A 20,528-nucleotide genomic window follows, 5' to 3' on the forward strand; every position below is an offset into this window, starting at 1 on the left:
TGTGGTGAACCTGTGGAAGCGGGCATGCCCGCGAAGAGGCCGGCGCAGGCAACACAAAACCCACAGGCATAAAAAAGCCCGCAGCGACGGCGGGCTTTTTTGCGATCAGCCACTCAGATAGGGCGGCTGCCGTACTTGTTGTCCGGCTTCTTGGGCGGGTCAGCGACCACGTTGGCCTCGACTTCCTGCACCTTGCCACCACGAGAAAGGAATTCTTCCATCGCCTTGGCCAGTGCATCACGCTCTTTCTGCTTGGCTTCCATGCTAGGCATCTCGTCTACCGAGACTGCTGCCTTGGATTTGCCCTTGGCAACGGGTGCCGGGCTGCTGTCGTCATCGCCAGCGTCTTCCACGCCGTCGTCAGCCGCCCCTTCAAGGACCTCATCACCCTCGTCTTCGTCGCCTACTTCGAGGTCATCATTTTCCAGATCGTCGTCGCTCATGTTCTACCTCATGACTTGCGAAAAGCAGGTTGGTTATAGACCAGTGCAGCCGTAGACCGGCAACCACCAGTGAAAATTCAACTGGCCGTGGGTTAGGCCACTGCCCTTGGGTCGGCACTCGTGATGGGAGGCGGCACCCAGCAGGCCCTGCTCCTGGCAGGACCTGACAAATCCATTAGCCCCTGCTGGCCACACGCTATTGGCAAGCCTAGCAAAGGCTGGCGAAGTGTGTGGACTACTCGTCAAACACCCTTCGGCGCGCATTCTAGCGCGCCCGTGGAAAAAGCAAAGCACCATAAACGCCCTGTGGCTTGTAAGTTTTTTACCTACGTCACGAACGTGTCGAATAAACCGTTTGCCGTGCGGGAAATGCTGAAAAACTGGCAAAAAAATGCCCGGCAAGCCGGGCAAATTTTTACCGCGCCGCAGTTACAGGTTGTAGCCGCGTTCGTTGTGCTGAGCCAGGTCGAGGCCGACCGACTCTTCTTCTTCGTTGACCCGCAGGCCCATCACCACATCCAACACCTTGAGAATCACGTAGGTGACGATGGCGGTGTAGACCACGGTGAAAATCACACCTTTGGCCTGGATCCAGACTTGCATGCCGATGTCGGTGACGGTACCGAAGCCGCCCAGCGCCGGGGCCGCGAATACACCCGTCAGGATGGCGCCGATGATGCCGCCAACACCGTGCACGCCGAAGGCATCCAGCGAATCGTCATAGCCGAGTTTGCGCTTGAGCGTGGTGGCGCAGAAGTAGCAGAGCACACCCGAAACCAGGCCGATGATCAGCGCGCCAATCGGCCCGACGGTGCCCGCAGCCGGGGTGATGGCGACCAGGCCAGCAACCACGCCCGAAGCGATGCCCAGAGCACTTGGCTTACCGTGACCGACCCACTCGGCGAACATCCAGCCCAGGGCGGCGGCGGCGGTAGCGATCTGAGTGACCAGCATGGCCATGCCGGCAGTACCGTTGGCGGCAGCAGCAGAGCCTGCGTTGAAACCGAACCAGCCGATCCACAGCATCGCTGCACCCATCAGGGTATAGCCGAGGTTGTGCGGGGCCATCGGCGTGGTCGGGTAGCCCTTGCGCTTGCCCAGTACCAGGCAGCAGACCAGGCCTGCGATACCGGCGTTGATGTGCACCACGGTGCCGCCAGCGAAGTCCAGTACGCCCCAGTCCCACATCAGGGCACCGTCACCGCTCCACACCATGTGGGCGATCGGCGCATATACCAGGGTGAACCAGATACCCATGAATACGAGCATCGCCGAGAACTTCATGCGCTCGGCAAAGGCACCGACGATCAACGCCGGGGTGATGATGGCGAACGTCATCTGGAAGGTGATGAACACCGCTTCAGGGAACAGCGCGGTGGCCGAGGTCAGGCTGTCAGGCGTGACACCGCTGAGGAAGGCCTTGGAGAAGCCGCCAACGAAGGAGTTGAAGTTGAGCACGCCCTTTTCCATACCGGCAGTATCGAAGGCCATGCTGTAGCCGTAGACGACCCAGAGAATGCTCATCAGCCCGGTGATTGCAAAGCATTGCATCATCACCGACAGCACGTTCTTGGATCGCACCATGCCGCCATAGAACAGGGCCAGGCCCGGAATGGTCATGAACAGCACCAGCGCCGTTGCGGTCAGCATCCAGGCGGTGTCGCCGGAATTAAGCGCTGGGGCAGCTTCCTCTGCCAGGGCAAGCCCAGGCATTACGAGGGACAATAGGGCTCCTAGCCCTGCGATCTTACGCAGAGTCATGTTGTTTTCTCCTGGGGCGTTGGGTTTGGTGAGGCTTTTTTTGCTGCTTAGATCGCGTCGGTATCGGTTTCGCCGGTACGGATGCGGATCGCCTGCTCCAGATTCACCACGAAAATCTTGCCGTCACCGATCTTGCCGGTGTTGGCTGCCTTGGTGATGGCTTCGATTACCCGATCAAGGTCTTTGTCATCGATGGCGACATCGATCTTCACCTTGGGCAGGAAATCGACCACATATTCAGCACCGCGATACAGCTCGGTGTGGCCCTTCTGCCGACCGAAACCTTTGACTTCGGTGACGGTGATGCCCTGCACGCCGATTTCCGACAACGACTCGCGCACGTCGTCCAGCTTGAACGGCTTGATGATGGCTGTGACTAGCTTCATGAAACTCTCTCCCGATTTGGTGGACTTGCCCCAGGAAAACAAACCCGTCTCAAGTCTAAGCGCAGCGGTTGGCTTTGTAACGCGTCGTCGGCATCCGGCTCCGCGTGCGCACTGCCTGGTCACAAGGAACTGCTTCAGTGCATGGCTCGTACAGGTCTTTGCAGAAACCTTGCCAGTTCCGACAAAGCGCCGAAAAACAGAGCGTTATGTGATTTGGTCGGGATTGGCCAGTCGCCAGCATGGAAAACATGCACAATTTCGGTGCGCAGCAGCGGGGCAGGTTGCGCGAAAAATGTGCAACGGATTACAAACCGCAGATCATTCTTTTGGGAGCAACTGTCTTGCTCAATTTCTAAAAGTTGGCGCGATCGCTGTGGGAGCGGGCTTGCCCGCGAACACGGGCGAAGCCCGTGGCATCCACCGCGGTGTCTTCTTCGCGGGTAAACCCGCTCCTACGAAGGCCAATGTGCACTCAGGCGCCAGGTTTGCGCGTGCTACACTGGCGGCCATTTTCTCAGTTTCAGTGGACAGCCCCATGCTCCCGCCCAAAGCCCTTCTCGATGCCCTGAGCGAACAGGCCTCGCGCCTGTTCAGCAGCGATGCCGCCCAGCCCCGTGCGGAACTGGAAAGCCAGTTCAAAGTGTTGATGCAAGGCACCTTCAGCAAGCTGGACCTGGTCAGCCGCGATGAATTCGACAGCCAGATGGTCGTACTGGCGCGCACCCGCGCACGCCTCGAAGCCTTGGAAAAACAGGTAGCCGAGCTGGAAGCCCGGCTGAACCCAACTTCACAGGATGAATGAATGCAGCCCTCCAGCGCATACCCGGTACTGTTGTTTTCCTACGGCACCTTGCAGGATAAAGCCGTGCAACTGGCCAACTTTGGCCGTGAGCTGAACGGCCAGGCCGACCGTATGCCGGGCTACCGCATGGACTGGGTCGAGATCACCGACCCAGGCGTACTGGCGACCAGCGGCAAGTCCCATCACCCCATCGTTTCCCCCAGCAGCCAGGCCAACGACAGCGTCGCCGGCATGGTCTTTCAGATCAGCGAAGACGAACTGGCAGCGGCGGACCTCTATGAAGTTGCCGACTACAAGCGCGTCGCTGTCACCCTTGCATCGGGCCTGACAGCCTGGGTTTACGTGCGCGCCTGAGCCCGTCCGCTGCAGGTTGAACTTGCAACGACTCGGCGTGGGTAAAGGTCTGTTTCGGTGGTAGCTCACTCGCATGCAGTGTGCCGCGGAACAACGCCGCCCCGCACTGAGTAAACAGCGTCTTCACCCGGTTGTGCGAATTGAGGACCTGGGCCTGGATATCACCAATGGCCGTATCCCTCGGCTGCAAGCTGGCCGCTCGGTTGACCCATTGGATGGCGGCAAAGCGGCTTTGCTTGCGGGTGCCACGCCCCTGCATCCAGGCCAGCCCCAGTTCGGCGCTGGCACGCCCTGCAAGCCACGGGTCCGGGTGCTCGACCAGGCTCAGCAGGTAAGCAACCGCCTCACTTCGCTCCTGCGCCTCACCAAACCGGCGTAACAAAATCCCCAGGTGCAACCGCGCACACGCATTGGTCTGCCCGTTGCCCAGCGCGTCGACAAGCAGGCGCCTGACCGCCAGCATGGCACTGCGCTCGTTCAAATCCTCATCGCCGTCCATGCGCAGGCAGGCCAGGTTGTATTTGGCCTGCCTGCTGCCCGCCTCCACCGCACGCTGCAGCCAGTACCCGGCTGCCTCGTCATCCAGGTAATGCGCCGGGGTGTTGGCCAGGCCGCCATGGTGCAGCTCGTACAAGGCCAGGGCAGCACCCGGCAGGTTCAGTTCGGCGCAGCGTTCATACAGGTAGCAGGCCACTTCATGCCGGTTGGCTGCCCACAGCAGCCGTGCCACTTCAAGCACTTCGAACCCCGGTGCCTGGCCCGCGCACTGGCGATTCACCGCCCGTTGCAACCATAGCCTTGCCTGCTCGGCCGAGCGTGGCAGCGCCCACAGCCCGAAACGGTGCCCGGCCGCGCGTAATGCACAGGCAGCAGCATGTGAACGGCCGTCACACAGGCGCTCAATGGCGCTGTGTAACAGTTGCCTCTCATCTGCCATGCCATCGCGCAGTACCAGCTCGACCAAACAGCGAAACGGCACGCCCATGGCGCGGATGGCGCCAAGATCGGCATTGCACGCCAAGCTCGCGGCAAAATCGCGCATAGCGCCAGCATGGTCGCCCAATGCCCTGCTGTGCAGCGCCCCCCGCCATGCCAGAACGACAGCACGTTCCCTGGGCCTCAACGGGCGTTGTGACCAGTCTTCGAACACGTGCTGCCAGTCGGCGACAGCCTGCACCTTGTCAGCCTGTGGCAGCATCAGCCGGCCTTCGACGGCCATCCAGTGCAGCGCATTACGCAAGCGCTCGTCCCAGGTTGCGCACAACGGGCCATTGACCAACAGCTCGAACGCATCGAGGCTGCCGCCCCAGCGGGGCAGCAGGTACACAGCAAGGGCCTGGATCGCTTCGAAGCAACCGGAGCGGGCGATCAGCGCATGGCGCAGCCAGTAATAGCGAGGGTCCTCGTTTTCATGGTCGACCCGCTTGCCCAGGTAGCGCGGCAGCGACTGTGGCAGCTCGGCCAAGGGCAACAGACCATGCCTCACCAGCAACGGCGCTGCAGCTTCCTGTACCTCTACATCGGCATGGGCACTGGGCCTGAAGCGTGCAGGCTCCCCCTGAAACAGTTGCAGCAACCAACCAGGCTCATGGAACTGCGCACTGATGCGCAGCATGCCAATGGCCGCTGCCACGGGGTGCGCAGAGCGGTCCATCGCACGCAACAGGTGCGCGGTGGCGGATTCACAAATTTGCGCGACAGCCAGCAAGCGTGCAGCGTTGCGTTGGCCATCAACCTGCACCTGGCAGGCCCGGTGGAAGCAGTGCATACCCATTACCACCTGTGGGTGGTAAGCCCTGGGGCACGCGTCGATCCAGGCTCTGAGCACTTGGCTCAGGGCCCTGTCACTCTGGTTTTCCTGGTCGAGCAGCATGTGCCCTTCAATGGCCGCCAGGTAGGCCGGGAACTCGCCGGGCGGGGCCTGACGCCACTGAGCCTCGAGCCTGTCGAAAAAGCGGTTGAGTTCAACGAATGCACTGGCCTGCACCAGTTCGCGCATTACCTGGTGCGTGCGGGTGAGCATTTGCACGGTGCAATACCTCAAGTCCATTTGAAAGAAGACGCAGTGCCATCCCATGGCAACTGCGGTTGCCCAACAACACTAAGTCATACCTGACGACTGCGCAAAACCTATTGGATCCATTTTTGCCGAAGCGCATGAAAACGCAGGGAAAACCCCTGCCCTGAAAAACCACGACGCACACTTGTTGCGCCTGCCATGGCAGCACTGGCTATTCTTTGCCCAGCCGCAGGAAGCGGCATTTTCCAGCAACAACGGAGTGTTCATGTCCCTAGCCCTCGTCCACAGCCGCGCCCAGGTAGGCGTGCAGGCACCGGCGGTCAGCGTCGAAACGCACCTGGCCAACGGCCTGCCTCATCTCACCCTGGTCGGCCTGCCGGAAACCACGGTCAAGGAAAGCAAGGACCGGGTGCGCAGCGCCATCGTCAACTCCGGGCTGAAGTACCCGCAGCGGCGCATTACCCAGAACCTCGCCCCCGCCGACCTGCCCAAGGATGGCGGCCGATATGACCTGGCCATCGCCCTGGGCATCCTCGCCGCCGACGGCCAGGTGCCGATTGCCACCCTGACCGATATGGAATGCCTGGGCGAACTGGCGCTGTCGGGGAAATTGCGCCCGGTGCAGGGCGTGCTGCCTGCGGCACTGGCGGCACGCGAAGCAGGCCGGGCGCTGGTGGTACCACGGGAAAATGCCGAGGAAGCCAGCCTGGCCGGCGGGTTGGTGGTGTATGCGGTGGGCCACCTGCTGGAGTTGGTCGCCCACCTGAACGGCCAGGTGCCGCTGCCGCCCTACGCAGCCAACGGCCTGATCCTGCAGCAACGCCCCTACCCGGACCTGAGCGAGGTGCAGGGCCAACTGGCAGCCAAACGAGCCTTGCTGCTGGCTGCTGCCGGGGCGCACAACCTGCTGTTCACCGGGCCGCCCGGCACCGGCAAGACCTTGCTCGCCAGCCGCCTGCCCGGGCTGCTGCCACCGCTGGACGAGCACGAGGCGCTGGAAGTGGCGGCAATCCAGTCGGTCAGCGGGAAAGCGCCGCTGAACAGCTGGCCACAGCGACCCTTTCGCCACCCCCATCACTCTGCGTCCGGCCCGGCGCTGGTCGGTGGCAGCAGCCGGCCGCAACCTGGTGAAATCACACTCGCCCATCACGGCGTGTTGTTTCTCGACGAGCTTCCGGAGTTTGAGCGGCGCGTACTGGAAGTGCTTCGCGAGCCACTGGAGTCAGGTGAAATCGTGATTGCCCGTGCCCGCGACAAAGTGCGTTTCCCCGCGCGCTTCCAGCTGGTGGCAGCGATGAACCCCTGCCCTTGCGGCTACCTGGGCGACCCCACTGGCCGCTGCCGCTGCAGCACCGAGCAGATCGCGCGCTATCGCAACAAGCTGTCCGGGCCACTGCTGGACCGCATCGACCTGCACCTGACCGTGGCTCGCGAGAGCACTACATTGAACAACCAGCCTTGCGGTGAAAGCAGTGCCGATGTCGCCGTCAGGGTGGCTGAAGCGCGGGAGCTGCAGCACAGGCGACAAGGCTGTGCGAATGCATTTCTCGACCTTGAAGGTTTAAGGCATCACTGTGGGTTGTTAGCGGCGGACCAAGTCTGGCTGGAAGGGGCCTGCGAGCGGCTGACCTTGTCGCTACGGGCGGCGCACCGGTTGTTGAAGGTGGCACGGACACTGGCGGACCTGGAGGGATGCGAGACGATTGGCCGGGCGCACCTGGCCGAGGCCCTGCAGTACCGACCGGGGAGCAGTTAGATTGCCAGGGTTGTGATGCCCCCCTGTAGGAGCGGGTTCACCCGCGAAGAGGCCAGCACAGCCATACCTCACAGACCGCCAGCCAAAGCCTCTTCAACCACCCTCAGCAGCACCTCTTCAGAAAACGGCTTGCCCAGGCAGGCCAGTGCCCCAAGGCCCATCGCTGCCCGTACCGAGCCATCATCCCAATGTGCCGACATGCAGATCACCGGCAAGCGCCACCCCCGCTGTGCCAGCTCACGCTGTACCTCCAGCCCGCTCATCCCCGGCATTTTCAGGTCCAGCAACACACAGCCCGCCTCGCCCGCCAGTGGCGAGGCCAGGAATGCGTGCCCGGCGGAAAACGACAAGGTCTCGAACCCCGCCGAGCGCAGCAGGTTGGCCAGGCTTTTGCGCACCGAGGCATCGTCGTCGACGATGCACACCCCTCTGCTCATGCGCCGCCCAGGCTCGCAGACCGCGCTCCGAGGAGGTTGTGCATGGCCGCAAGCTCCAGCAGCGAGCGGGACTGCATCTTGTTCATGATGTTCTTCTTGTGCACCTTGGTCGTCACCTCGCTGGTGCCGATCTGCCTGGCGATCTGCTTGTGCGACAAGCCGCCTGCCACCAGCGAGAAGACCTGGCGCTCACGCTGAGTCAGGCGCTGGTACTTCTCCTCGACCTGCCGCGCCTGCAGCCACTTGCGGCCTTCGGCCACGGCCCGGGCGCGCACTGTCTGCAGCAGGGTCAGCAACTGGTCTTCATCGAACGGCTTGGTCAGAAACTCCACCGCGCCGGCGCGCATGGCCTGGACGGTCATCGGGATGGTGCCGAAACCAGTCATGAACACGATCGGCCAGGGCAGCGCCAGCCGGCACAGCGCATCCTGTACCTCCAGGCCACTTGTGCCAGGCAAGTGCATGTCCAGCAGCAGGCAGGCACAGGGGGTTTCCAGGCGGGCCTCGAACAGCGCCTCGGCACTGGCAAACAAGTGGTGCGGAATGTCCTGCGAGCGCAACAACCGGCCCAACGCGGTGCGCACCGACGGGTCGTCATCCACCACCAGCACCGGCACATTCACGCGCTCATCGAGCGGCTCGACAGTCTCGGCCAGGCAGCGCAGCAACGACCTGCCCAATGCCTCACCAGGCTCCTCGAGGCTGATCTGCGCGGCCAGGCGATAGCCCCGGCGCGGCACGGTCTGGATCAGGCCACGGTCGCCAAAGGCCTTGCGCAGCAAGGACACCTGCACCTGCAAGTTATTGTCCTCGACCACCGTGCCGGACCACACCTGGCTGAACAACTCGTCCTTGCCGACCACGCGGCCCTTGGCCCTGATCAGCGTGGCCAGCACGTCGAAAGCACGCCCACCCAACAGGATCGGCTTGCCATCGACAAAGACTTCGCGCCGCTCCAGCGACACCTGGGCATTGCCTATTCGGATCATGGCTTCCTCGCGCGGGGACGGGCGTTTTCGCTGCCCTGGGCAGCCTAGGCCAGCGTGGGCGTTCAGACAATTATCCCGAGGGATAGGTTGGCCAAAGGACTATACAAAAGCCCGCCAGCCCCAAGGGGACGATAACGGACAACAGCGTGCCCGTTCCTGCCAAGCAGGCTGTAACCCGCAGCCATGCTGGGCCCGCTGCGTATACTCGCGCCTCAGGATGTCGCTAGCGGGGGTGCTTTATGCTCGATGAACGCCTTGCCCACAGGCCCATCGATTACGACCAGTCAATCGACGAGGGCTGGCTGAAGCGGTGCGAGATCAGCGCGCTGGGCCCGGAAGGTGAACTCAGCTATTTCCGCCTGCGCGACCCAGCCACAAATCAGGCCTGGATCGCCGTGCGCGCGCCGCTCGAGGCCCCTTCCGCCTGTCAGCGCCTGGAACGTGACTACCGCCTGCAACTGGACCCACAGTGGGCGGTGATCCCCTCGGCGTTTGTGCGCTCGGCCGAAGGCCCGTTGCTGGTGTACCCGGCCGGGCGCTCAGTCGCCGACCTGATCGCTGAAGGCCCTGCGGCGCTGGAGCCGTTTCTCGACATCGCGGTGAACGCTGCCCATGCGTTGGCGCAAGCGCACGAACACAATGTGCTGCACGGTACATTGCAGCCCGAGCATGTGTACCTGCGCGCCCACCAGCGGGTGCGCCTGGGCTTCTTTCGCGCCGACCCGGCAGAGCGGATCAGCGAACAGGGCACCCCGCTCGGCAACTGGGCCTACCTGGCGCCGGAGCAGGTTTGCCCACACGGAAGCAGCAGCGATCGACGCAGTGACATCTATGCCCTGGGTGCAATCCTCTACCAGTTACTGGTAGGCGAACTGCCGCTGGCCGGGCGCGACACCCAGCACTGGCGACAGCTGCATGCGGGTGTGCAGCCGCGGGCGGCCAGCGAAGTGGACAGCAAGGTGCCGCCCCCCCTCAGCCTGGTCCTGGCAAAGGCCTTGGCCAAAGAGCCGGACGCCCGCTACCAGAGCGCGCGCGCCCTTGCAGTGGACTTGGCTCACTGCCAGCGGCAGTGGGCCGCCCACAAATCCATGGCACCCCTCACCCCAGGCTGCGCCGACTCGGTAGCGCACGGCCACGCGCGCCTGTTTGGCCGCAGCGCCGAGCAAAAGGCTATCACCCTGCTGCTCAAGGCCCTGCATCGCGACAGCAAACCACAAGCTCTGATCATCAACGGCGCTGCTGGCATGGGCAAATCGAGCCTGGTCGAAGCGGCTCTCAAGGACAACGCCGAAGGTTACTGGGCCGTCGGCAAGTGCAACAGCCACACCCAAGCAGTGCCCTACACGCCCTGGATCGAAGTACTCGGTGCCCTGACTACCCAGTTGCTGGCCAAGAACAGTCAGGACCTCGTCACCCTGCGCCGCGAAATCCAGCGCCGTATCAAAGGTCATGGTCGTCTGCTCGGCAAGCTGGCCCCGGACCTGCAACTTATTCTCGGCCCTCTGCCCCAATTACCCGCCAAGCCCACGCGCCTTGTGTTGCAGAAGGAACTGCACGCGATCATTGAATTCCTGCAGGTTTTCAGCCGACCTGGCCAACCGCTGGTGCTGTTCTTCGACGACCTGCAATGGGCCGACGACGCCACCCGGCACCTGTTGGCCCAACTGCTGGCTGAAGCGCCGGCCAACCTGCTGCTGATTTTCACCCGGTGCAACGATACGCCCACCACCAGCGCACCGCTGGCCATACCCGCAGCGGTGCGCAGCACCACGCTGAACCTGCGGCCGCTGGCCGTTGGAGCGGTGGCCGAGCTGATTGGCGAGCGCTTCCATGTTGCCCCCGAGGCCGCATTTCAACTGGCCGAACGGGTGCATGGCAAGACGGCGGGCAACCCGTTTTTCATCAACCAGATCCTCAGGGCCATGGTCGAAGACCAGCTGTTCATCTTCGACACCCAGGCCATGCGCTGGTCATGGTGCCTGCAGGCCGTGGCCCGGCACTGCTACTCCGACAATGTCGCCGACCTGATGGTCCACCGCCTGGAGCGCCTGCCGGCACCGCAACGCGACCTTTTGCGGGTAGTCAGCGCGGCGGGCAGCCACTGCGATGAACACCTGCTTCGGCTAGTGCTCGCCCAACCGCCAGGCGAACCCTTGAAAGCCTTGATTGGCGCCGGCTTCCTGCAACCGGGCCAGAACGGCCTGGGCTTTACTCATGACCGGGTGATGGAGGCCGCTTATGCACTCACGCCCGAGCACCAGCGCGCCTCGCTGCATGCACGTATCGCCCTGGCCATGCGCCGGGCTTGGCCAGGCCACATGCACGAGGTGCTGTTCGAGCTCGCCAGCCAGCTACAACGCGCCACCCCATGCGGGTTTGCAGCGGATGACTGCGAAGCGTTCCTGCGGCTTTTACGCGAAGCCGCATCACGCGCACGCGACGCCGGCACCTTCGAGCAGGCCGCTGGCTACCTGCACACCGCCGAGCAGTTGCTGCAGCACAGCGCCACGCTGGGAAGCCGCGCCACGCATGGCTTTGCCATCGCCTGCATGGCGACGGAGTGCGACATGCAACTGTCACGAACGCTCGCGGCCGAGGCCCGCCTCACTGAATGCCGCCAGCGTGCTCGCTCGGTGTTGGACCAGGCACGGGCGTGCCGGCTGCAGGCACTGCTGTACACCTTGCGCGGTGACTATCAGGCGGCCATCGACAGCGCCCTGGCCGGCCTGGACTTACTGGGTATCAGCCCGGTGCGGGGCCTCGACTGGCAACAGGTCAAGGCCAGTCATGCCCATGTGCAGGCGTTGATCGAACAGAAGGACCGGCATTGCCTGGAGTCACTGCCGCGCACCGACTCGGAGGAAGTGACGGTTGCCATCAGCCTGCTGGCCACTCTGTCATCATCATTCTTCGTGAAGGACGACATCAGCTTCCTGCACCTGGCCAAGCTCATGGAGTTGTCGCTACTGCACGGCGTTGCCCCTGGCAGCACCTACGGCATGGCCTGGTACGGCGTGATGATTGCCGAGCGTTTTGGCGCTTACCATGATGGCCATGCCTGTTGCCTGGCCGCGCTCAAGCTGATCGAACGGCACGGTTTCGACGCTGATCTGACCAGCGCGCTGCTGGCCCTGGACCAGGTCAGCGCCTGGACCTCGCCCATGGAATTCGCCCGACGTACCGCGCTGGACGCGGTCGACTCGGCGCGCCTGAGCGGTGACCTGGCGATGAGCTGCTATGCCTGCAACCACCTGGTTTCAGATTCGCTGTTCATGGGCCGCTACCTGCCGGACGTGGTCGAGGAAGTGGCGCAAGGCCTGGCCACTGTGCGTCGCCACGGCTACGGCGATATCGAGCAGATCCTGCTGGCCCAGCAAGCGTTCGTCGCCAACCTGAGCGGCACGCCCTGCCCCGCCCCGGCCACCGCCTCGAAGTCGCCCACCACGCGGTTCTTCCAACACCTGTTCGCCGCCATGTGCGCCTTCTACATGGGCAATATCCCGAAGGCCATGCGCGACCTGGCATTGGCCGGCGACAATACCTGGGCCGCACCCGCGCACATCAACCTGGCCGACTATCACCTGTTCCGCGGCCTGGCCCTGGGCAGCCCCGAGGCCCACGGCAGCCTTGCCGACAAGCTGCGCGAGCTGCAGGCCCTGTGCGAGCGCTTCAGCCGCTGGGCCGGCTTCAACCCGGCCACCTTCCGCAGCAAGCAGTTGCTGATCGAGGGCGTCATCGCCAAGCTCGAAGGCGACGGCCTGGCCGCGATCCGCTGCTTCGACCAGGCGCAAATCGCCGCCACCGCTGCCGGCTTCATCCACGAGCAGGCGCTGGCCCATGAACAGCTGGCTGAGGTGTGCATCCCCAGCGGCCTGATCTCGGGCGCCAACCTGCACCTACGCATTGCCCGCGACTGCTTCCACATCTGGGGCGCGACCGGCAAGGTGCACCAGCTAGAGACGTTGCATCCGTTTTTGCGCACCCAGCCGATTCAGGAGACCTATCGCGCCACCCACCAGGCCAGGCTGGACCTCGAAGCCGGCATCGAAGCCGCGCGGGCGCTGTCCGAGGAAGTGCTGCTCGAAGGCCTGATCGAAACCCTGATGGGCCACCTGACCCAGCACTCCGGTGCCGACCATGGCGCGCTGCTAATTGTGAGCGGCGCCGAATTCCAGATGGCCGCCCTGGCCTACATCGACGATGCCGGGCTGCACGTGAGCATGGACAACTGCCAGAAGTTCATGACCCAGGCACCGTTGTCGGTCATCAACACCACCATGCGCACCCGCAAACCGCTGGTGCTCAACGATGCCCTCAGTGAGTGCCCGGAGGCCTTCCGCCAACAGCTGCAGGCGCGCAACGCCCGCTCGGTGCTGTGCCTGCCGCTGGTTATCCAGGGCGTGCTGATCGGCCTGGTGTACCTGGAAAACCGCCTCGTGCCGAACCTGTTCGGCAGTCAGCGCCTGGCCATGCTGGAAATCCTCGCCTCGCAGGCAGCCGTGTCGCTACAAACGGCCAAGTTCTACACGCGCCTGGCCGAGGAAAACCAGATCCGCACCCAGATGGAGGCTGAGTTGCGCCGCTCGCGTGCGGAACTGGCGCGCAGTGCGCACTTGCAGGCGATGAATGAGCTGTCAGCGTCCATCGCCCACGAGATCAGCCAGCCGCTCCTGGGCATCGCCTCCAATGCCGCGGCCAGCCTGCGCTGGCTGAAACGCGCCAAACCCGACCTGGAAGAAGCGATTGCCGGCCTGGAAGACATCCGCAACGACAGCGAACGGGCCGGCAACATCGTGCGGGCGCTGCGGTCCCTGGCCAAGCAGTCACCCATGCAACTCAAGGCGGTGAAGCTGGACGAGTTGATCCGCGAGGTGGTGCGCCTGACCTCGGCCGACGCCGCCAAGGGCAAGGTGGATGTGCAGACACGGTTGAAGGCCGGGGTGTGCGTGACAGCCGACCCGGTGCAGTTGCAGCAGTTGGTGTTCAACCTGATTACCAATGCCCTGGAAGCGTTGGCGGGGTATCGCTGTGACGGGGTGCTGAAGATTACGTCGGCGGTAGTCGAGGACGAGGTGGAGATCTGCGTGGACGACAACGGGCCGGGGATCGCGGCGGACGAGCGTGAGCGCGTATTCGATGCGTTTCATTCCACCAAGACCGGTGGCATGGGGATGGGCTTGGCGATCTGCAGTTCGGTCGCTCAGGCCCACGGCGGGCAGCTGCAGGCGCTGGTGTCGCAGTTGGGTGGATGCCGGATTCGTTTCAGTCTGCCTGTGAGTCACGCATAGCCTGTGCCGGCCTCTTCGCGGTTTTACCCGCGAAGAGGCCTATTCAGGTTTACATCAACGGGAGGCCAGCGCTGCGTAGCTGTTCATCAGGTTGCGATAGTTGGGGATACGCTGCGACAGCAGGTTACCCAGCCCTTCGATGTCGTTGCGCCAGTCGCGGTGCAGTTCGCAGGCCACCGAGAACCAGTTCATCATCTGTGCACCCGCCTGGGTCATGCGTACCCAAGCTGCTTGCTGCACGGTTTCGTTGAAGGTGCCCGAGGCATCGGTCACCACGAACACTTCAAAACCTTCCGCCAGCGCCGACAGGGTCGGGAAGGCCACGCACACATCGGTCACCACACCGGCGATGATCAGTTGCTTGCGGCCCGTGGCCTTGATTGCCTTGACGAAGTCTTCGTTGTCCCAGGCGTTGATCTGGCCGGGACGGGCAATGTACGGCGCATCCGGGAACATCTCTTTCAGCTCAGGCACCAGCGGGCCATTCGGGCCTTGCTCGAAGCTGGTGGTGAGGATGGTCGGCAGGCCAAAGAACTTGGCCAGGTCGCCCAGGGCCAGCACGTTGTTCTTGAATTCGTTGGGCGAAAAATCCTGCACCAGCGAGATCAGACCGGTCTGGTGGTCGACCAGCAGCACCACGGCGTCGTCTTTGTTCAGGCGCTTGTAATCGGGTTGGCTCATGGGGTGACTCCTTGGGTTGGGATAACGGGCCGGCACTGTCCGCAGGGGGTTATACCGGTGGATAGCTTCGGCTTAAGAAAGTACCTGCGCCTGCCGCCAGGCCTTGGGTGGCTGGCCGACCAGGCGGCTGAAAGCGCGGGTGAAATGGGCCTGGTCACAAAAGCCGCATTCCAGGCTCACGTGGGTGATAGGCGCCTCGGTGGCAAGCAAGCGCTTGGCCTTTTCCATGCGCGCCAGCAGGCGCCAGGCCTGCGGCGAAAGGCCGGTGTTGACTTTGAAGGCGCGGGAAAAATGGCTGCGGGTAAGGTTGCATACCGCGGCGATCTCGATGATCGACAACGGGCTATGCAACATCAGCTCCTTGGCCCGGCGCAGCCGCGCGGGCGTGAGTGCGCCGGGGGTTTGCAGCGGCGCTTCGGGCGTCCCAGGGTACATGGCGACTCTCCTGTTCAATACGGAAAGTCTCGCCCCCGGCACATGACGAAGTCCTGAGCCAAACCTGAATTGTTGTTAATTGTGTGCTGCTGGCCCTGGGCGTTTTGCCGATACCTTAAGATGCGTTTCGTATTCAGCTTCTGGCCGCTACCCGCGGCCGGCATTCAAGGCGAAAGAGGTATGCAGGAAAAACCCGCCCACCGCACCGTGGCCATGGTGCTGTTCAATGATGTGCTACTGCTGGATGTCACCGGTCCCATGGATGCATTCGCCATCGCCAACCGGTTCTTGCCTGCAGCACGGCAATATCGGCTGCTGACCTTGGCCGAGGGGCAAGCAGTGGTACGCGGCTCATGCGGCCTGAAGGTAGTGGCCGACCGGCGCCTGGAAGACTTGCCGGAGGCCGTCGACCTGTTGCTGGTGCCGGGCGGCCCTGGGGCCTATGACATCGCCCTGCCAGGGATCGAGCGCTGGCTGCCCAAGGCCGTGCGCCAGGCAAAGCGCTTCGGTGCCATCTGCACCGGGGTGTTCCTGCTGGGGCGGGCCGGGTTACTGAATGGCTATCGCTGCACCACCCACTGGAACTACGTGGAGCGCCTGGCACAGGCGTTTCCCGAAGCCAAGGTGGAGACCGAGCAGATTTACGTGATGGACCGCTGCCTGATCACCTCGGGCGGTATCACTGCAGGGATCGACCTGGCACTGGCGGTGGTCGCCGAGGACCATGGCAAGGCGCTGGCCCTGGAAGTAGCCAAGGTACTGCTGGTTGCCCGCCACCGTCAGGGCGGGCAGACACCCTACGGGCCGCTGCTGGCTGCGGTACCGCGCGATGACTCGCCGATTGCCCGGGTGCAAGCTTATATCGTCGATCACATCGAGCAGGCGTTCACCGTGCAGAAAATGGCCGAACTGGTGGCCATGAGCGGGCGTAACTTTGCCCGGACGTTTCTGCGCGAGGTGGGCATTACGCCGCTGCAGTACCTGCAGAATGCGCGCATCGATCGTGCACGCAAGCTGCTCGAATGCGGTGACCTGCCGATGAAGGTGGTGGCGGCGCAGTGCGGGTTTGGCAGTGACCGACACATGCGCAAGGTATTCTTTGAGCGAATTGGCATGACGCCGGCGCAGTATCGGGCACAGTTTGGTGGCGGTGAACAGTCGGATTAGCGCTGCCTTCTTCGCGGGCGCGCCCGCACCCACAGAGATAGCACAGGCCTTGAGCCCAGGTAAGCGCCGGCACCGATTGTCACCCTGAACAGGACAATGTTTCTTCCCGTGAGATGATTGTCTGACGCCACCCTACCCCTCAGAATTGGCCGTCAAACTGTTCGAACGCTGCCCCGGCAGCTCATGGAGTAAGAGCCAATGCCACACGAAGGCAGCCTTCTACAAACCGCGGTGATCTTCCTGCTTGCCGCCGTCCTCGCCGTCCCCCTGGCCAAGCGCCTGCAACTGGGTGCCGTGCTCGGCTACCTGCTCGCCGGTGTGGTCATCGGCCCGCAAGCACTTGGCCTGATCCGCGACACAGAAAGCGTGGCGCACATTTCCGAACTGGGCGTGGTCTTGCTGCTGTTCATCATCGGGCTGGAACTGTCGCCCAAACGCTTGTGGCTGATGCGCAAGTCGGTGTTTGGTGTCGGCACTGCCCAAGTGGTGCTGACCGGCGCAGTAATCGGCGCCATCGCCCTGTTCGGCTTCAGCCAGACGCTACCAGCAGCCATCGTGCTCGGTCTGGGCCTGGCGCTTTCGTCCACCGCCCTTGGCCTGCAGAGCCTGGCCGAGAGCAAGCAGCTCAATGCACCGCACGGCCGTCTGGCGTTCGCCATCCTGTTGTTCCAGGATATCGCCGCGATTCCGCTGATCGCCTTGGTACCGCTGCTGGCCGCCACTGGCCCGGACACCAGCCAAGGCGACAGCCTGCAACACGGCCTGAAGGTATTCGCCAGCATCGCCGTGGTGATCATCGGCGGTCGCTACCTGTTGCGCCCGGTGTTCCGCACCGTGGCTCGCACCGGCCTGCCGGAAGTGTCTACTGCCACCGCACTGCTGGTGGTGATCGGCACCGCCTGGCTGATGGAAGAAGCGGGTATCTCCATGGCCCTTGGCGCTTTCCTCGCCGGCCTGCTGCTGGCCGACTCGGAATACCGTCACGAGCTTGAGTCGCAGATCGAACCCTTCAAGGGCTTGCTGTTGGGGCTGTTCTTCATCAGCGTGGGCATGGGCGCCAACCTGCACCTGTTACTGGAAATGCCGCTGGTGGTGCTGGGCCTGACCCTGTTGCTGGTGGCCGTGAAACTGCTGTTGCTGATAGGCGTCGGCCGTTTGGTAGGTGGCCTGAACAGCGCCAGCGCCCTGCGCCTGGGCATGGTGTTGGCGGCCGGTGGCGAATTCGCCTTCGTGGTGTTCAAGCTGGGCAAGGACCAAGGCCTGTTCGATACCCAGACCTACGACCTGCTGCTGATGACCATTACCCTGTCGATGGCCATCACCCCGCTGCTGATGCTGGGTTGCGCCCGCGCCCTCAAACGCCCGCAACCGGCGCGTGAAGTGCCCGAGCAATACAAACAGATCCAGACGGATACACCGCGGGTGGTGATCGTCGGCATGGGCCGCATGGGCCAGATCGTCGCGCGCATCCTGCGGGCGCAGAAGATCCCGTTCGTTGCCCTGGAAACCTCGGTGGACACCATCGAGATGACCCGCATGTTCGAACAGGTACCAGTGTTCTACGGCGACCCGCTGCGCCCGGAGGTGTTGCACGCCGCCAAGGTGGGTGAAGCGGAGTATTTCATCATCACCATTGATGACCCTGAAGCCGCCATTCATACCGCCGCACGGGTGAAGCGCCTGTACCCACACCTGAAGGTGCTGGCCCGGGCGCGCAACCGCCAGCATGTGCACAAACTGGCGGATGTGGGCGCGGAGCCGATTCGCGAGACGTTCTACTCCAGCCTGGAAATGACCCGCCGGGCACTGGTGGGGTTGGGCCTGAGCGATGAACAGGCGGCGGACCGCATTGCACGGTTTACCCAGCATGACGAAGAGGTGCTGGAGGCCCAGGGGCAAGTGCGTGATGACCGGGCCAAGGTGATGCAGACGGCCAAGGAGGCGCGGGTGGAGCTGGAGCGGTTGTTTGATTCGGATGCGGACTGAGGCCTTTTGGCGCATGCCTTGAGGGTTGTAGTGCCTGTGAGATCGGGCGCCGCCCGCGCGGCGCTTCGCGGGTAAACCCGCTCCTACGTTTGTTTCGGGCCAGTTATTCCTGTGGGACGCGCACGCGAGCCCCCCTGGCGCACGCCTCGATATCGCGTCGTACAAACAAGGCAGTCGCGCGCGCCTGGCACAGGAGGGACTGGCCAGAAACAAACGTAGGAGCGGGTTTACCCGCGAAGCGCCGCGCGGGCGGCGCTCGATCTCATGGGCGCCCAAAAACTATCGCCAGGCACCTGGAAGCCATCCTGCAATTTCCTGACGTTCACCTCGCCGCCATTACGCGAACACACAAAAGCCATCACAAAATCGTCTAATTCTCAGCTGGGTCCTACTTCCCCGCGAACCATTTCCTACGTTCACGCCAATCCCAAGGAATTATCCTACACACCGTGTCGACGCCCGTCTGATTGTCCAGGGAAGGCCTGCTCTCTAGGCTGACCGGGTCGCTGTCGGTTCAGCGATCGGGTGTGGAAACCCGGCAGGTAATCGGAATGGCAGTTGTCATGGCAGCTGCACGCGGGAGGCCGAATGGCCTGCCGGGGTTCCGATAGCCCGGCTTTCCACCCCGCGTGCAGCCGCCACCCTTCGCGTGGAAACGGATGGTGCCGGCCAACCTCTATCGGAGTTTGGCTATGAAAAAGATTGTCCCCGATCCACCCCTCCCCAACACCACACAACGCTCTTTCAGCCGCTGCGATGCCGGCCATCCCCCATTGTTCACCGTAAACCCCGGCGTTTCCGCCCACGATGCCCTGGTGCATGTCGCCCAATACCTGCGCGGTGCCTACGACTGTGGCTACAAAGCCTTGGAGCATCTGGATGACACAGGCAAGAGCCTGTTCTGGAGCAACCTGAACGCACTCGAAATGGCAGAAGGGTTGGTTGAGGCATTGCTGGATGGGATTGAGTCACAGCCCATGAACTGAGTCGCCTGTATCGGCCTCTTCGCGGGTGAACCCGCTCCCACAGAGTCCTCGTCGACACGGGTGTCAGTACCAACCACAGAAAAGGGCCACTGTTTCCAGTGGCCCATCAGATGCTCGATATTCATATGCACACCTCAAGCCGGGGTGTGGAGGTCTCACCCTACACTGATGATTCAGCCATCGATGGGGTTCCTGATCCAGTTACTGCCGCTGAATGACAACTGGCTTCGCGCTCGGGTGAAACGCTAACAATGCCGCCAATACAGGTCAACGACTGGAACAAAGCGCAACAAAAAAACCGGCTCCCTACAGAGAGAGCCGGCCTTTGTGCGCGTTGCTGATGGTTGATTACTTACCCGCAGTCAGCGCGTTATAGCTGGTCATCAGATTGCGATAATCCGGAATGTGGTTGGAGCAAAGTGCAGCCAGCCCTTCGACATCGTTGCGCCAGTCGCGGTGCAGCTCGCAGGCCACGCCGAACCAGGTCATCAGTTGGGCACCCGCCTGGCTCATGCGGTCATGCGCGGCATCACGGGTCATCTCATTGAAGGTGCCGGAAGCATCGGTCACCACGAACACCTCAAATTCTTCCTCCAAGGCCGCCAGCGCCGGGAACGCCACGCAAACCTCGGTCACAACACCTGCAATGATCAGCTGCTTCTTGCCGGTCGCCTTCACCGCCTTGACGAAGTCCTCGTTGTCCCAGGCGTTGATCTGGCCAGGGCGGGCAATGTACGGCGCGTCCGGGAACAGGGCTTTCAGTTCCGGCACCAGCGGGCCGTTGGGGCCTTGCTCGAAGCTGGTGGTGAGAATGGTCGGCAGGTTGAAGAACTTGGCCAGGTCAGCCAGCGCCAGCACGTTGTTCTTGAACTTGTCCGGCTCGATATCGCGCACCAGCGACAGCAGGCCAGCCTGGTGGTCGACCAGCAGTACGGCAGCGTCGTCTTTGTTCAGGCGGTTGTAGGTGAATTTGCTCATGGTCTGTGCTCCTAAGGGTTATGAATTTTTCAGCAATCCGGGGTGTTTCGCGTTGATGG

The 20,528-nt window shown here is 63.0% G+C and carries 16 protein-coding genes; 7 read left to right on the forward strand and 9 right to left on the reverse strand.

The annotated features are described in order from the left end of the window. Positions 1–113: 113 nt before the first annotated feature. The 3 genes from sutA to glnK all read right to left on the reverse strand — a co-directional run bounded on the left by sutA (position 114) and on the right by glnK (position 2,590). Positions 114–443 (reverse strand): transcriptional regulator SutA, encoded by a 330-nt coding sequence (gene sutA, locus FQ668_RS25565; protein ID WP_003253643.1) that lies wholly within the window; start codon positions 441–443, stop codon positions 114–116. Between the two features lie 429 nt (positions 444–872). Next, the gene (locus FQ668_RS25570; RefSeq protein ID WP_010955751.1) at positions 873–2,204 is read right to left on the reverse strand and encodes an ammonium transporter; all 1,332 of its coding nucleotides are present in this window, start codon (positions 2,202–2,204) and stop codon (positions 873–875) included. Positions 2,205–2,251: 47 nt separating this feature from the next. Next, entirely contained in the window at positions 2,252–2,590 is a 339-nt protein-coding gene (gene glnK, locus FQ668_RS25575) for a P-II family nitrogen regulator (RefSeq protein WP_002555808.1), read from the reverse strand. A gap of 535 nt (positions 2,591–3,125) precedes the next feature. On the opposite strand from glnK, the gene FQ668_RS25585 reads away from it, so the two are divergent. Further along, entirely contained in the window at positions 3,126–3,392 is a 267-nt protein-coding gene (locus tag FQ668_RS25585) for an accessory factor UbiK family protein (protein ID WP_026031854.1), read from the forward strand. Then, on the forward strand, positions 3,393–3,746 hold the full coding sequence (locus tag FQ668_RS25590) for a gamma-glutamylcyclotransferase family protein (protein ID WP_019437349.1): 354 nt from the start codon (positions 3,393–3,395) through the stop codon (positions 3,744–3,746). It abuts the gene before it with no gap. On the opposite strand, the gene FQ668_RS25595 is transcribed toward FQ668_RS25590, so the two are convergent. Then, positions 3,700–5,769 (reverse strand): DUF4034 domain-containing protein, encoded by a 2,070-nt coding sequence (locus FQ668_RS25595; protein WP_080999536.1) that lies wholly within the window; start codon positions 5,767–5,769, stop codon positions 3,700–3,702. The genes FQ668_RS25590 and FQ668_RS25595 overlap by 47 nt on opposite strands. A 262-nt stretch (positions 5,770–6,031) precedes the next feature. Between FQ668_RS25595 and FQ668_RS25600 the strand changes: the two genes are divergently transcribed. After that, entirely contained in the window at positions 6,032–7,522 is a 1,491-nt protein-coding gene (locus FQ668_RS25600; RefSeq protein ID WP_026031856.1) for a YifB family Mg chelatase-like AAA ATPase, read from the forward strand. A gap of 68 nt (positions 7,523–7,590) precedes the next feature. Here FQ668_RS25600 and FQ668_RS25605 read toward each other — a convergent pair whose 3' ends face one another. After that, positions 7,591–7,959 (reverse strand): response regulator transcription factor, encoded by a 369-nt coding sequence (locus tag FQ668_RS25605; RefSeq protein ID WP_031307593.1) that lies wholly within the window; start codon positions 7,957–7,959, stop codon positions 7,591–7,593. Then, complete coding sequence (locus tag FQ668_RS25610; protein ID WP_053867759.1) at positions 7,956–8,948, reverse strand: response regulator; 993 nt, start codon at positions 8,946–8,948, stop codon at positions 7,956–7,958. The genes FQ668_RS25605 and FQ668_RS25610 overlap by 4 nt, the downstream gene beginning before the upstream one ends. 239 nt (positions 8,949–9,187) lie before the next feature. Here FQ668_RS25610 and FQ668_RS25615 point away from each other — a divergent pair, with 239 nt between their 5' ends. Further along, a complete protein-coding gene (locus FQ668_RS25615) occupies positions 9,188–14,236 on the forward strand; it encodes an ATP-binding sensor histidine kinase (RefSeq protein ID WP_144180720.1) in 5,049 nt (1,682 codons plus the stop codon). A 54-nt stretch (positions 14,237–14,290) separates the two neighbouring features. Here FQ668_RS25615 and ycaC (FQ668_RS25620) read toward each other — a convergent pair whose 3' ends face one another. Together ycaC (FQ668_RS25620) and FQ668_RS25625 are read right to left on the reverse strand one after the other, a co-directional pair. Continuing rightward, positions 14,291–14,917 (reverse strand): isochorismate family cysteine hydrolase YcaC, encoded by a 627-nt coding sequence (gene ycaC, locus FQ668_RS25620; RefSeq protein ID WP_003253573.1) that lies wholly within the window; start codon positions 14,915–14,917, stop codon positions 14,291–14,293. A 72-nt stretch (positions 14,918–14,989) separates the two neighbouring features. After that, positions 14,990–15,352: an AraC family transcriptional regulator gene (locus FQ668_RS25625; RefSeq protein ID WP_012054076.1), complete on the reverse strand. Its 363-nt coding sequence runs from the start codon at positions 15,350–15,352 to the stop codon at positions 14,990–14,992. Positions 15,353–15,532: 180 nt separating this feature from the next. On the opposite strand from FQ668_RS25625, the gene FQ668_RS25630 reads away from it, so the two are divergent. The 3 genes from FQ668_RS25630 to FQ668_RS25650 all read left to right on the forward strand — a co-directional run bounded on the left by FQ668_RS25630 (position 15,533) and on the right by FQ668_RS25650 (position 19,491). Continuing rightward, entirely contained in the window at positions 15,533–16,519 is a 987-nt protein-coding gene (locus FQ668_RS25630; protein ID WP_014592824.1) for a GlxA family transcriptional regulator, read from the forward strand. A 198-nt stretch (positions 16,520–16,717) separates the two neighbouring features. Then, positions 16,718–18,505: a monovalent cation:proton antiporter-2 (CPA2) family protein gene (locus tag FQ668_RS25635; RefSeq protein ID WP_014592825.1), complete on the forward strand. Its 1,788-nt coding sequence runs from the start codon at positions 16,718–16,720 to the stop codon at positions 18,503–18,505. Positions 18,506–19,197: 692 nt separating this feature from the next. Continuing rightward, positions 19,198–19,491 carry a hypothetical protein gene (locus FQ668_RS25650; protein WP_019437354.1) on the forward strand — a complete coding sequence of 98 codons (294 nt, stop codon included), beginning with the start codon at positions 19,198–19,200 and terminating at the stop codon, positions 19,489–19,491. A gap of 348 nt (positions 19,492–19,839) precedes the next feature. Here FQ668_RS25650 and ycaC (FQ668_RS25655) read toward each other — a convergent pair whose 3' ends face one another. Next, the gene (gene ycaC / locus FQ668_RS25655) at positions 19,840–20,469 is read right to left on the reverse strand and encodes an isochorismate family cysteine hydrolase YcaC (protein ID WP_014592827.1); all 630 of its coding nucleotides are present in this window, start codon (positions 20,467–20,469) and stop codon (positions 19,840–19,842) included. Between the last annotated feature and the right edge of the window lie 59 nt (positions 20,470–20,528).

It is taken from the genome of Pseudomonas sp. Kh14 (assembly GCF_900291005.1).
Taxonomy (GTDB): Bacteria; Pseudomonadota; Gammaproteobacteria; order Pseudomonadales; family Pseudomonadaceae; genus Aquipseudomonas; species Aquipseudomonas alloputida.